This window comes from Mesorhizobium sp. B3-1-7 (assembly GCF_006439385.1).
Taxonomy (GTDB): Bacteria; Pseudomonadota; Alphaproteobacteria; order Rhizobiales; family Rhizobiaceae; genus Mesorhizobium.
In genome coordinates this window covers 93079-105847 of the sequence record NZ_VFTL01000006.1, presented here as the reverse complement: position 1 = coordinate 105847, position 12769 = coordinate 93079, and the positions used below count along the sequence as shown (strand labels likewise).

Annotated in this window: 13 protein-coding genes; 3 read left to right on the top strand and 10 right to left on the bottom strand. The window is 65.8% G+C overall.

Annotation, left to right across the window (positions count from 1 at the left end; translation table 11 throughout):
- Nucleotides 1-61 precede the first annotated feature (61 nt).
- The gene (locus tag FJ417_RS06965) at nt 62-943 is read left to right on the top strand and encodes a LysR family transcriptional regulator (protein ID WP_140704484.1); all 882 of its coding nucleotides are present in this window, start codon (nt 62-64) and stop codon (nt 941-943) included.
- Here the strand turns inward: FJ417_RS06965 and FJ417_RS06960 are convergent.
- Entirely contained in the window at nt 940-1515 is a 576-nt protein-coding gene (locus FJ417_RS06960; protein ID WP_140659722.1) for a hypothetical protein, read from the bottom strand. The two genes, FJ417_RS06965 and FJ417_RS06960, sit on opposite strands and share 4 nt — an antisense overlap.
- 152 nt (nt 1516-1667) lie before the next feature.
- Between FJ417_RS06960 and FJ417_RS06955 the strand changes: the two genes are divergently transcribed.
- Both FJ417_RS06955 and FJ417_RS06950 read left to right on the top strand, forming a co-directional pair.
- Nucleotides 1668-2108: a hypothetical protein gene (locus tag FJ417_RS06955; protein WP_140659723.1), complete on the top strand. Its 441-nt coding sequence runs from the start codon at nt 1668-1670 to the stop codon at nt 2106-2108.
- On the top strand, nt 2105-4264 hold the full coding sequence (locus FJ417_RS06950; RefSeq protein WP_140782951.1) for a phosphatidylserine/phosphatidylglycerophosphate/cardiolipin synthase family protein: 2160 nt from the start codon (nt 2105-2107) through the stop codon (nt 4262-4264). The genes FJ417_RS06955 and FJ417_RS06950 overlap by 4 nt, the downstream gene beginning before the upstream one ends.
- A gap of 32 nt (nt 4265-4296) precedes the next feature.
- On the opposite strand, the gene FJ417_RS06945 is transcribed toward FJ417_RS06950, so the two are convergent.
- The 9 genes from FJ417_RS06945 to FJ417_RS33040 form a co-directional block, all read right to left on the bottom strand.
- Nucleotides 4297-5655: a D-amino acid dehydrogenase gene (locus tag FJ417_RS06945; RefSeq protein WP_348639922.1), complete on the bottom strand. Its 1359-nt coding sequence runs from the start codon at nt 5653-5655 to the stop codon at nt 4297-4299.
- Nucleotides 5582-6118, bottom strand: coding sequence for a nucleoside-diphosphate kinase (locus FJ417_RS06940; protein ID WP_140782949.1), 537 nt, complete (start codon nt 6116-6118; stop codon nt 5582-5584). The genes FJ417_RS06945 and FJ417_RS06940 overlap by 74 nt, the downstream gene beginning before the upstream one ends.
- Complete coding sequence (gene rnk / locus FJ417_RS06935; RefSeq protein WP_246687409.1) at nt 6115-6522, bottom strand: nucleoside diphosphate kinase regulator; 408 nt, start codon at nt 6520-6522, stop codon at nt 6115-6117. Before rnk ends, FJ417_RS06940 begins: the two co-directional genes overlap by 4 nt.
- A 270-nt stretch (nt 6523-6792) precedes the next feature.
- Nucleotides 6793-7944 carry an alanine racemase gene (gene alr / locus FJ417_RS06930; protein WP_140782948.1) on the bottom strand — a complete coding sequence of 384 codons (1152 nt, stop codon included), beginning with the start codon at nt 7942-7944 and terminating at the stop codon, nt 6793-6795.
- A 73-nt stretch (nt 7945-8017) separates the two neighbouring features.
- Nucleotides 8018-8533, bottom strand: coding sequence for an RNA pyrophosphohydrolase (locus FJ417_RS06925; protein ID WP_140782947.1), 516 nt, complete (start codon nt 8531-8533; stop codon nt 8018-8020).
- Nucleotides 8534-8585: 52 nt separating this feature from the next.
- The gene (locus FJ417_RS06920; RefSeq protein ID WP_140782946.1) at nt 8586-9779 is read right to left on the bottom strand and encodes a divergent polysaccharide deacetylase family protein; all 1194 of its coding nucleotides are present in this window, start codon (nt 9777-9779) and stop codon (nt 8586-8588) included.
- A gap of 184 nt (nt 9780-9963) precedes the next feature.
- On the bottom strand, nt 9964-11295 hold the full coding sequence (locus FJ417_RS06915; protein WP_181166921.1) for a S41 family peptidase: 1332 nt from the start codon (nt 11293-11295) through the stop codon (nt 9964-9966).
- A 1-nt stretch (nt 11296) separates the two neighbouring features.
- Complete coding sequence (locus FJ417_RS06910) at nt 11297-12631, bottom strand: murein hydrolase activator EnvC (protein ID WP_140782945.1); 1335 nt, start codon at nt 12629-12631, stop codon at nt 11297-11299.
- Nucleotides 12624-12767 carry a hypothetical protein gene (locus tag FJ417_RS33040; protein WP_181182253.1) on the bottom strand — a complete coding sequence of 48 codons (144 nt, stop codon included), beginning with the start codon at nt 12765-12767 and terminating at the stop codon, nt 12624-12626. The genes FJ417_RS06910 and FJ417_RS33040 overlap by 8 nt, the downstream gene beginning before the upstream one ends.
- Nucleotides 12768-12769: the final 2 nt, after the last annotated feature.

The following is a 12769-nucleotide window of genomic DNA, read 5'->3' as shown; positions in this document are numbered from 1 at the left end:
CGACAATGGAGTGTGCATTAATTGTCGCAAATGACAGGTGCGCTGTCGTCGGGGATTTCCTATGAACTGGGATGACGTCCGCATCTTCCTTGCAGTCGCCCGCGCCGGCCAGATCCTCGGTGCGGCGAAACGCCTTGAGCTCAACCACGCCACCGTCTCGCGCCGCATCGCCGCGCTTGAAGAGGCGCTTCGCACAAAACTCTTCCGCCGCCTGACCACCGGCAGCGAGCTGACGCCGGCCGGCGAGCGCTTCCTAGACATAGCCGAGCGCATGGAGAGCGACATGATCGCCGCGCGCTCGACCATTGCCGGCGAGGGCGACGATGTTTCGGGCACGGTGCGCATCGGCGCGCCGGACGGATTTGGCGTCGCCTTCTTGGCAAAGCGGCTGGGCGAGCTGACTGCACTGCACCGCGAGCTCACCATCCAGCTGGTGCCGGTGCCGCGCTCCTTCTCGCTGTCCAGGCGCGAGGCCGATATTGCGATCACCGTCGAGCGGCCGAGCGAAGGGCGGCTGGTGGCGGGCAAGCTGGTCGACTACACGCTCGGCCTCTTCGCCTCCCGCGCCTATGCCGAAGCCAACGGTCTGCCGAAAGTGCCGGCCGAACTCGGCCGGCACACGCTGATCGGCTATGTGCCGGACCTCATCGTCAGCCCGTCGCTCGACTATGCCGCCGAGTTCAGCCCCGAATGGCGCACCAGCTTCGCCATCTCCTCGGCGCTCGGCCAAGCCGAGGCGGTGCGCTCCGGCGCCGGCATCGGCATCCTGCACACTTTCGTCGCCCGTTCGATGCCGGAGCTTGTGTCCGTCGACATCGTCGCGCCCATCCGCCGCGCCTACTGGCTGGTCTACCATGAATCGGTGAGGCCGCTGCGCCGCGTCCAGCTCGTCGCCAATTTCATCACCAAAGTGGTGGAACGCGAGCGCGGTCTTTTTGTCTAATCCGCGTCGAGCACGAACGAACTCACCACTTTCCCAGCTTCGTCCGCAAGCGGCGCCCATTTGCGCGCCGCCTCGTCGGCGCTGTCGCCCGTGACCCCGCAATCGACGAAGCCGTAATGCGAGCTGCGCAGCGTCAGCGCGATGCGGGAATGGCCATAGAAGCTGACATTGTCGTCGGCGTAGTGGAAATCCATGTCGGCGACCCGCACCGGATAGCCGTCCGGAAAATGCGCCAGCCGGTCCTGGCTGAAGCCGGCCGACTGATAAGCGACGCCGATCATGGTCTGCCAGTTTTCCGCCGACCAGTCCTTCTCGATGAATGCCCTGGGATCGGGCGGATTGTCCAGGGCGGTCGGGTCGTAGAGATTTTGCGACACCCTGCAGGTTAGGCCTTCTTCGCCGGATTTGACCTTGAGCCGCATGGTATTGCCAAAGGTGGTTTCGCTCGTCCATTCCTCGGGATAGGTCAGCGAAAAGCCGTGCTCCTTGTCGTGAACGGTCTTGTCCGCGGCAAACGCCACCGGGGTGCAGGTCAGATATGAGGCCGCCGCCGCAACAAGAAAAACACGCATCCCAAAGTCCCCTCGCCGCGGCCGATCCTATCACAGCCAGTTGGTCGTTGCCGCCTTGCCTCCGCCACAAATTCAGCGACTGTGGCACCAGCGCGCCTGGCCATGTCATGACCGGGCGCAAGGGGGACAATCTTCGGAACGCCGGCGGAGAAATGCGAGCCGTACTTGCCATTTTGCCGCTGATCTTTCTGTCGGACTGCGCCAACCCCTGGACCAACGTTCCGGAAGCGGAGCTGCCGAAGCCGATCCGCTACGTCATGGCGCGCCCCTCGCCTTTCGTCATCGGCAATTATTGCGGCCCGGGCACGCGCACCGGCGATCTGTCGGCAAAGCCGGTCGACCGTCTCGACGCCGCCTGCCAGGTCCACGACGCCTGCTACATTGCCCGGCACAATCATTGCGACTGCGACGGCGCGCTCGTCGCCTCCGCGAGGAATATCCGCGACGACCGGACGGCGCCGCGCAAAATGCGAAACGAGGCAGAATTGCTGATCGCCACCTTCGCGTTTCCGGTCTGCAGGATCTTTCCGCAAGGCTTCCTGCCGCCGCGCGATCCGGCCCAGCTCAAGGCCATGAATGGGGCGACTGGATGAGGCTCGGGTCGGCCATAACCAGGGCGTTGCTTGGACTGGCGCTGGCAGCGCTTGCCAGTTGCGCCGGCATGCCTGGGCATTCGGCCTGCGCCTTCTTTCCGGGCGACGGCGCCTGCGGCCGCCTGCCGGTCTCGGCGGACAGCAGCGGCGCCGAGATAGCCGGAGCCCACTACTTCGCAGGCGACGGCAACAGCGCCTATGACAAGCAGTTCCAGGCGCTGCTCGCCCAAAGCCGCCTCGATGCGCTCGACCGCGCCAATGGCACCGGCCGTTTCGGCCGCGACTGGCGCGATGTCCAAAACAGTGGCTTCCACACGACCTATCCGACGCTGCAACGGCTCGCCAAACCGCTCGACGACACCGAGCTGGCGCCGACACGAGGCAAGCCGGGCGAAGGCCGGTTCACCGGCCGTTGGCGCATGTCGCGCCAGACGCTCTATCTCGATGCCGCCGCGCGGCCCTCGGCGCCCAAGACCTTCAGCTTCTCTGGCCTGCAGGCGCGCTCGGTCGAGATCGTGCTGCGCCAGGCGGGGCACCTGCAAGTCGACATCGGCGGCACCTGCAACGGCCCGCTCGCGATCCGCGCGTCGGGGCGATCCATCACCGTCGCAGCGGCCTCTCCATTCCATCTAAGCCTGCACGTCGCCGAAACCTCCGTCAGCCTGTTTCCGGACCAGGCGCTGACCCGCTGCGATCTACGCGTCGGCTCCACCCTGGCGCCGGCCGGCGCGCCGCTGACCTTGCTGCGCGAGGAGACCGCCGATCCCTGGATCGCGGGGCTCGACAGCCGCTACGACCGCTGTCCGGTGCCTGACCCGGCGGGGATGGAGGAACTCGACCGCGTCTTTTATGCCAGCCGCTGGCTATCGCAGACCTGCGCGCTGGCGCTGGGGTCGCCGACCCTGCTGCGCAAATCGCGCGACGGCTTCAACGCCAAGGTCGAGGCCCTGCTCGGCCGGACGCTGCCCGACAGCGCCATCGACAAGGCCGACCCCGAACTGCCGCTCGATTTCTCAAGCGCGCCGAAACTCCGGCTGATCTATCTGTCGTCGCTGGAGTTCAAGGCGGATTTCTCCGGCCGCATCATGGAGCGGCTGATCCGCCATCACGCAGCACTTGGCACCAAGGTGCGCATCCTGGTGACCGACGTGCTGGAGCGTGAAAAGGACGACGCGCTGCTGCACCGGCTGGCGGCTGAGTTCCCCAACGTCCAATTACAGGAATATCGCTGGCAGGCGGACCACGGCGCGCCGTTCGACGAGCAGATCTCGCAGTTGCACAAGGTTCACCATATCAAGATGCTGGCGACGCTGGCCGAAGAGCCCGGTCGCTCGCGCGTCATCATCGGCGGGCGCAACATCCATGACGGCTTCCTGTTCCACAAGCCCGTCGACCTGACCCGCTATCCGGACCTGGAGCAATACGGCAAGACCGACGGCTTCTCGCTGAATTACTATTCCAACTGGAACGACTTCGACATCGAGATCGCCGACCCGGCGACCGTCGAGACGCTGGCCGCGCATCTGTCGACAATCTGGCTGCGCGACGCCGACACCAACCTGTCGCGGCCGTTTTCCATTCCGGTTCCCGGTGGAAGCCCGCGCGGCGTGGCGCGGCATTTCATTTCCGTGCCCTACGAGGACGGGCACGCGCTGGAGGCCTATTTCGTCGAACTGATCGACACCGCCGAGCATCGCATCGAGATCGTCAATCCCTATCTCAACCTGACGCCGGATATCGCCCGGGCCATCGACCGGGCGCTGGCCAGGGGCGTGAAGATCGATGTCGTCGGCCGTATCGACCTCAAGGGCGACATTGGCGGCCGGTTCCTCACCGCGCTCAACAAGCTGTTCGTCGAGAAATATGGCGACCGCATCGACATCCGCGAGTTCAAGGCGGCGGATGTCGTGCTGCATTCCAAGATCATGATGATCGACGAAAGGCTGGTTGCCATCTCCTCGGTCAACCTCAACAACCGCAGTTTCTTCCATGACTCGGAGAACGGCATGGTCGTGCTCGATCCGGCTTTCTACCGCCGCATGAAGCCGGTCTATGACGATTACCTCGCCCATTCGCGCCCGGTCGCCACCAATGTCACCATCGGCTGGGCCTACCGGCTGCTGTTCAGCGACACCTGGGTCCGGCAGGCATTCTGACGCGAGCCCCGCCGAAGCAGTTGCAAAGCCCGTCAGATAGGTTTGAGGTAGCGTTCCGGGCTGAGGTCGCGCGCGTTGATCTCCGGCACCCGGTTCGACATGATGTCGGCCAGCACCTTGGCCGAACCGCAGGCCATGGTCCAGCCTAGCGTGCCGTGCCCGGTGTTGAGATAGAGGTTGGCGACCTCGCTTTGCCCGATCAAGGGCGGTCCGTCCGGCGTCATCGGCCGCAAGCCGCACCAGAAGCTCGCCGCCTTGAGGTCGCCGCTGCCGGGAAAGAGATCGCCGACCGAGTGTTCGAGCGTGCGGCGGCGCGATTCCTGCAAGCGAAGATCATAGCCCGAAATCTCCGCCGTGCCGCCGACGCGGATGCGGTCGCCGAGCCTGGTGATCGCCACCTTGTAGGTCTCGTCCATGACGGTCGACACCGGTGCTGCCTCGGCATTGCTGATCGGCACGGTGATCGAATAGCCCTTGACCGGATAGACCGGAATTGGGCGCCCCAGCGAGCGCATGAACTGCGCCGAATAGCTGCCCATCGCCATCACGAAGGCGTCCGCGGATCTCCATCCGCGATCGGTAAGCACATTGGTGAGGCGATTGCGGTTCCTGACGATGCGCCGGATGGTCGAGCCGTATTCGAAGGTCACGCCGCGCGCTACGCAGAGTTCTGCGAGCTTGTCGGTGAACATCTTGCAGTCGCCGGTCTCGTCACCCGGAAGCCTGAGGCCGCCGACGAATTTATCGCGCACCGCCGCAAGGGCCGGCTCGGCCGCGGTACAGCCGTCGCGATCGAGGATTTCATAGGGCACGCCATATTTCTTCAGCACCTCGACGTCGCCGCCGGTGCCGTCGAGCTGCTTCTGTTTGCGAAAGAGCTGCAGCGTGCCTTTGCTGCGTTCGTCGTAAGTGATGCCGGTCGCCTCGCGCAGCGCTTTCAGCGTGTCGCGGCTGTATTCGGCAAGCGGCACCATGCGCGACTTGTTGAGCGCGTAGCGCTCGGCCGTGCAGTTGCGCAGCATCTTGAGGAGCCACGTCCACATATTCGGGTCGAACGCCGGCCGCACCACCAGCGGTCCGTATTTCATCAATAGCCATTTGACGGCTTTGACCGGGATGCCGGGCCCGGCCCAGGGCGAGGCATAGCCCGGCGATACTTCGCCGGCATTGGCGAAGCTGGTTTCGAGCGCCGGCCCCGGCTGGCGATCGTAGACGGTCACTTCATGACCGGCCTCGGCGAGGAAGTAGGCGGTGGTGACTCCGATCACGCCGCCGCCCAGCACGATGACTTTCATTCCATGCTCCCTCAAAGGCCGATCATGCCGCGGAAGGGCCCGGATCGTCCCCTTCTGTCTGCCGGATTTTGCCGCGCCCGCCAAGGGGCCAGTCACCGGCGGATGCGCTGTGGACCAGCTTGAGGCCGTGGCGAGGTCGCTCGGCGGCGAGATCCTGCGCCGCTCGCCGCGCGGCCTCCGGCTGATAGGCCACATCCTCGAGAAGGATCTCCTCGGCAGGGCCGTCGGGCCGCATAGCCAGCGCCGATTGACCCGCTTTCATGCCAAGCAGGCAAAGGCCGCGCCACGTGGCGACCGGCAGGCCGGAGCCGACGGGAGCGGATGCTTCGGCCTGCACCAGCGTCCGCGTCTGCGATGGACCGCCGCGGACGCGGAAAGTCACCCGGCTGTTGAGCGTGGCCAGGTCGAACTTGACGGCTCCCGTCGCAATGACGCGGCTTTCGGCGAGCTTGCGTTCGAGCATCGGCGCGATCGGATCGGCAAACGCGCGGCGGCGCATCAGCATCGCCTCGATCACCGCGAAGTCCTTGGCCGTCAGCCGGTAGACGGCCCTGGTCATGGCGCCCTCCGCGTCTGTTCGACGGCGTCGATCGTTGCCGAGAGAACCCGGCTGTCGCGGCTCCGCCAGGAGACCGTGCGGCCGGCGCGCGCGCCGATCAGCGCGGTTCCAAGCGGCGTCAGCACCGATATGCGTCTTTCGGCGATGTCGGCCTCCGCCGGATAGACCAGCGTCACCGTCTGAAGGCTTCCTTCCGGATCCTGAAGCGTCACCGTCGAGCCCATCCGCACCACGTCGGCGGGCATTGCCGCCTCGGTGGCGACCCGGGCGCGGTCCATCTCGGCAAGCAGGTCCTCGGCCATATCGGGCGTGCGGTTGAGAAAGGCCCTGGCGAGACTGCTCAGCCGGTCGTGATCCGCCGCGCTGACAAGGAGGGTGGAACGCGATTGCGTTGCTGTGGGCATGGCATACCTCATATGCTGGCGCATCGGCGAAGCGAATGCGCGCAAGCCGCCACGTAGGCGGCGAACAGAGCCGGACCGCAAAGGCCGCCGGCTCGATGAAAATGTCTGGAATTGAAACGCCCCGGTTCACGCGGCCGCCGGCATTGGCGGCCACGTCGGGGCTACGCTCCCGCGATGGGGCAAACCCTGAAGCAGGTTTTGGTATAAGCGAGGTTGCTCATGCCCCGAACCTTGCCGAGAAGCCCCGGCTTGTCAAGCAAAGCGCCTGTCTCAAGCTCCTAGATAGCGGCGGTGAAAGCGCGCACCCAGGCTGGTCAATATCTCGTAGCCGATGGTGCCGGCGTGGCCGGCCGCGTCGTCGACGCTTTGCGAGGGACCGATGAGCTCGACGAGCTCGCCTTCCCTGAGCCGGCCGGCCGGAAGCGCCGAAATGTCGAGGACGATCGAGTCCATCGACACGCGCCCGATGAACGGCAACCGCACGCCCTCGAACCAGGCGGCCGAAGCGGCGCGCCGGTGCCAGCCGTCGCCATAGCCCAGCGAAATGGTCGCCAGCCTGAGCGGCCCCTCGGCTTGCTGGGTGTGGCCATAGCCGATGCCCGCGCCCGCGCCGACCTGCCGCGTCTGCGCCACCTTGGCTTGCAGCCCTATCACCGGCAGCATCGGGTTGGGTGCGTTGGGTGTGGGGTTGACGCCGTAGAGCGCGGCTCCCGGGCGGGCAAGGTCGTAGTGGTAGGCCGGTCCGAGAAAGATGCCGGACGAGTTGGCCAGGGAGGCGGGCGCCGCGGGCAGCATCTTGCGCAGCAATTCGAATTCGCGTCGCTGCTTCTCGTTCGCCGCCTGTTGCGGCTCGTCGGCGCGGGCGAGATGGCTCATAACGAAACGGATGTCGACGCCGTCGAAGGCGCCGGCCTCGCCCACGACCGCCTCGATTTCCGCCGGCGCCATGCCGAGCCGGGCCATGCCGCTGTCGACCTGGATCGCGGCAGGCAGGCTTTGGCCCATGCCTCGCGCGATCTCGCGCCAGGCCTTCAGTTGCATGGCGCTGTTGATGACCGGCCAAAGCCGAGCCGCCGCGGCTTCCGGTTCAGAACCCGGAGGCAGCCCGTTCAGCACGAAGATGTCGGGCCCGGGCCCGATCGCCTTGCGCAGCGCGATGCCCTCGCCGAGCAGCGCGACGAAGAAGATGTCGCAGCCCTCTTTCGCCAGCGCCGATGCCACTTGCGCGGCGCCAAGCCCGTAGCCGTCGGCCTTGAGCACGCCCGCGCAGCGAACGCCGTCGAGTCGCACCTTTAGCCGGCGGTAGTTTTCCCGGATGGCCCCGAGGTCGATCGTCAGGATCGCGCCGGCCGCCGCCTCGCTCACCGTCGAACCGCTGCTTGCATCATGTGCCGGAAACCCGCGTCCGGTGTCGTCGTTCATGGCGACCCCCGCTCATTGCATCGGCAATCAATACGGCCACAGGGCCGGCGCGACAACCGGGGCGGACGACCGCTCAGCGGACGAGATGCTGGAATGCTGCGATGACCTGCTCGTAGACCTTGCGCTTGAACGGCACGATCAGCTCCGGCAGATCCCGCATCGGCCGCCAGGCCCATTCGTCGAATTCGGCGGTGTGGCCGCCGGGCGGCGGATTGATCTCGATCTCGCTTTCGTCGCCCTCGAAGCGATAGGCGAACCATTTCTGCGTCTGGCCGCGATAGCAGCCCTTGAAGGCGACGCCGACCAGATGCTCCGGTAGGTCGTAATTGATCCAGCGCGGCGCCTCGGCCAGCAGCGATACGCTGCGCATGCCGGTTTCCTCATAGAGCTCGCGGCCCGCGGCCTCGATCGGCTCTTCGCCCTTGTCGATGCCACCTTGCGGCATCTGCCAGAGTTGCGTCGTGCCGGCGAACTCGCTGTCCGGTTCGGCGATGCGGTGCCCGACCCAGACCAGGCCTGCTCCGTTGAGGATCATCAGCCCGACGCACGGACGGTAAGGCAGCGTTTCAGGATCGATCTTCTTGGCCATGGGTCAGCGTTCCAGCCGTCTTTGAGGATTGACTTCGGCGAGGCGGGTAGGGTTAGCCTTTTTGCGGATCGATCGCCACCGCCGAGATCGGCACGATCTCGATGCCGCGCTTCTTCGCTTCGGCAATCCAGGACGTCACCGTGTCGACTGTGATATCGAAAGCCGAACCGATGCCGACGGCGGAGCCCTTGGCCCGCGCCGTCGCTTCCAGGCTGTCCAGCTTCTTGAGGATTTCGCCGCGGTCCTGCACGGCATCGATCGCCATGTCGCCGGCAACGAACGGCACGCCGTCCTTGAGCGCAAGGTCAGGCGCAACGCTGCGGGCGGACGACCCGTCGTCGATATAGGCGAGCCCCCGCTTGCCGAGCTCGGCCATGAACGGTTCCATCGCCGAGGCGTCGGTCGAGAAGCGCGCGCCCATATAGTTCATGACCCCGGTATAGTTGGTCGTGCGCGACAGCGCCCAGTGCAGGCTCTTCAGGTTCTCGTCCGGGCTGGCCGACACCGTCAGCGTGTTGCGGCCGGGATTGACGTTCGGATAATCGAACGGCTCGAGCGGCACCTGCATGACGATTTCATGCCCGCTCTGCCTTGCCGCCTGCATCCAGCGGCCGATGCTGTTGCCTTGCGGCGCGAAAGCCAGCGTCACCTCGGCCGGCAGCTTGGCGATCGCGGCTTGCGTGCCGGTCTGCGAGACGGCGAGTCCGCCGATGACGATCGCCACCCGTGCCCCGCGCGCGCCCGACCAAGGCCGCGCATAGACGTCGAAAGGCCGCCTGCCGTCGGCGGAGCGCATCGGCAGCGGACCGGTGTCGCTGGCCTCGATCAGCGCCCTGTCCGGGATGTGGGCGACCTTGAGGTTCTGGCCGAGCGTCGACGGATCGCGAATCACGATCGCCGCCTTCGGCGGCCCGTCGCCCTCTTCGGTCTGGACATGGATGATCTGCGGGCCGCCGCTCTTCATCGGCGTGCTGGCTTGTGGCGTCGTCGCGGCTACCGGAGCCGGCGCGGGCGCCGCTGCCGCCGCAGGGGCAGGCGCAGCGGTGACCTTCGGCGTCGAAACAGCCACTTCTTCCGGCTTGCGGAACGGCTTTTCACGCAGCGCGATAGCGCCGGAAACCCCGATCACGCCAAGCACGGCCAGCACAGCGACGAGCGTGCCGGAGCCGATGCCGCGCGAGGCCTTGCGCTGAGGCCGGAGCGTCTGTCCGAGCGGGCGTTCGATGTCCTTGCCGATCTCAGCCAAGTCGTGTTTCCCCGGAAGCCCGCCAGGGTCACTTTTTCGTGACATCTCGCGTAAACTTCGCAATCGCTGGCGCGATACCCCAGACGCGTGGCGCCCCAACCGCGGTCCCCGAATCAAACTGCCGGAACCTCGCGGCCCCGGCAGCATTGCATTGCTTCGCGCAGCCGGCCAGAGCCGGACCGCATTACTGGTTCAGCACGGCCTTGTCCGGGTTCGGTGGGAACGACGGATCGGTCTTTTCGCCGCGCAGAAGCTGCTCGGCATAGATCAGCTGCAGGTCGTCCTTCGGATCCGGCGGCACATAGGCAGCCGAGCCCGAACCGGTGGAGCTCTCGTCGGCGCCCTTGATGTGGCCCTTGAGATCGGATTCGCCGCGGGTCAGGTCGCGGCCCTGCAGATCCGGCGGCAGCGGCTGGTCGACCTTGATGTCGGGCGTGATGCCCTTGCCCTGGATCGACTTGCCCGACGGCGTGTAATAGAGCGCCGTGGTGAGCCGCAGCGCGCCATTCTCGCCGAGCGGGATGATGGTCTGGACCGAGCCCTTGCCGAAGGACTGCGTGCCAACCACCGTGACGCGGCGCAGATCCTGCAGCGCGCCGGCGACGATTTCCGAGGCGCTCGCCGAGCCGCCATTGACCAGCACGATCATCGGCTTGCCGTTGATGTCGTCGACCTGCTTCGGCTTGGCGTCGAAGCGGGTGACGTCCTTCGGATCGCGGCCGCGGGTCGACACGATCTCGCCGCGCTTGAGGAAGGCATCCGACACGCTGACCGCCTGGTCGAGCAGACCGCCCGGATTGAGGCGCAGGTCGAGCACATAGCCCTTCAGCTTGTCGTTCGGCACCTGCTTCTTGATGTTCTCGATGGCGTTCTCGAGATCGTCATAGGTCTTCTCGGTGAAGGAGGTGATCTTCATGTAGCCGATGTCGTTCTCGACCCGGTACTTCACCGCCTTGACCTTGATGACGTCGCGCACCACCGTGATTTCGATCGGCTTGTCGGCGCCCTGGCGCAAGATCGTGAGCTTGATCGGCGTGTTGACCGGTCCGCGCATCTTCTCGACCGCGTCGTTGAGGGTGAGGCCGCGCACCTCTTCGCCGTCGATCTTAGCGATGTAGTCGCCCGACAGCACACCCGCCTTGGCGGCCGGCGTGTCGTCGATCGGCGTGATGACCTTGACGAGGTCGTTCTCCATGGTGACCTCGATGCCGAGGCCGCCGAACTCACCCTTGGTCTGCACGCGCATGTCCTGCGCCTGCTCGGCGTTCATGTACGAGGAGTGCGGGTCGAGCGAGGCCAGCATGCCGTTGATGGCGTTCTCGACGAGCGACTTGTCGTCCGGCGGCGTCACGTAATTGGCGCGCACGCGCTCGAAGATGTCGCCGAAGATCGCCAGCTGCTTGTAGGTTTCCGAACCCGCAGCGTTCGCCGCCGAACCCGGTGCGCCGTAGACCAGGCTCATTGCCGATGCGCCCATCAGCGCGCCGGCAAACAGAAGCGACAGTTTCCGCATCATTTCACGTCCTTCCAGAAAATCGGTCCGCCCACCATGGGGCCGGATCGACGGGTTTTCCATCCTTGCGGAACTCGACATAGAGTTCCAGCGCCGCATTTCCATTTCGCGAGGCCGAGGTGCTTGCCACCCGGGCCTCTCCCATCGCGCCGATCGGCTCTCCTGCGAGCACCGACTGTCCGGTCGCGACGCTGATTCTGCTCATCCCCGCCAGGACGACATGATAACCGTCGCCCGCATTGAGGATCAAGAGTTGACCATAGGAGCGAAACGGCCCCGCATAAAGCACGTTTCCATCCGCCGGCGCGGTGACGATGGCTCCCGATTGTGTCGCAACCATGTCGCCCTGCATCGCCTCGCCATTGCCGTCGTCGGCGCCGAAACGCAGTTTGATCTTGCCGATGACAGGCAGCGCGATCTGGCCTTGCAATGCCGAGAACGGCGCCGATCCGGTGAGGCGATTGGCCTCCGGCACCGGCAGCGCGGCGAGCTCGGTGGTAGAGGCCGTCGTGTCATTGTCCGTCGATTTCCGCTCGCCCGCCTTGACCTGATCCTGCCCCTTGCGCGCCTTGTCGGCTTCGAGCGAGGCGATCAGGTCCTTGAGGCTGCTCGCCTTCGCCGCCAGCTGCTGCGAGTGCTGCTGTTCGGCCGCCATCGCCGTTTGGGTATCGGCCTGCAGCTTTTTCTTGGCCTCCAGCAGCATGGTGAGCCGCTTCTTCTCGGCCGTCTGGTCGGTGACGGCGGTGGTGAGTCTCGCCCGTTCTGCCTCGATCGAGGCCGTGACGCGGGTCTGCTCCTTGAGGTCGGCCATCAGCCTGTCGGTCTGCTGGCGCAATTCCGGCACGACGGCGCCGAGCAGGATGGCGCTGCGCACCGACGACAGCGCATCTTCGGGCTTGACCAGGATCGCCGGCGGCGGATTGAGCCCCATGCGCTGCAGGGCGCCCAACACCTCGGCCAGCACGTCGCGCCGCGCCATGAGCGAGGCGCGCAGTTTTCCTTGCTCGGCCTTCAGCCCTTCGAGCTTGGCGCCGATATCCTCGATGTCCTGGCCGAGCTTCTGCTCCGTCATCGCCGACTGGATGAGCGCCGCGGTGATCGAGGCATAGTCCTTCCGCACCGAGGCGATGTCGGCGGCGAGCTTGCCCAGCCGCTCCGACGACAAGGTAATCTCCTTGGAAACCTGCTCGTATTCGGCCCGGCTCTGATCCGGATCGGGTGCAAGGTCGAGCGAATTTTCGGCCGCCCGGACCGGCCCGAGCGTGACCACGGCGGCGACAAGGGTCAAACCGCAGCGGCTGCGCCAAGCGCGCGTTCTGGAATTCCAGCCTTCAGACATCAGGCCTCGACTGTATCCGCCGCTTCGTTAACGAACCATCAACCATGTTGGAAGCGCCCAATAACCCGGTTGCCGCGCGATTGAGGCGGAAATCGCGGCGCAGGCCGGCAATCCCCAGCTTTTCGGCCGATGCCATTA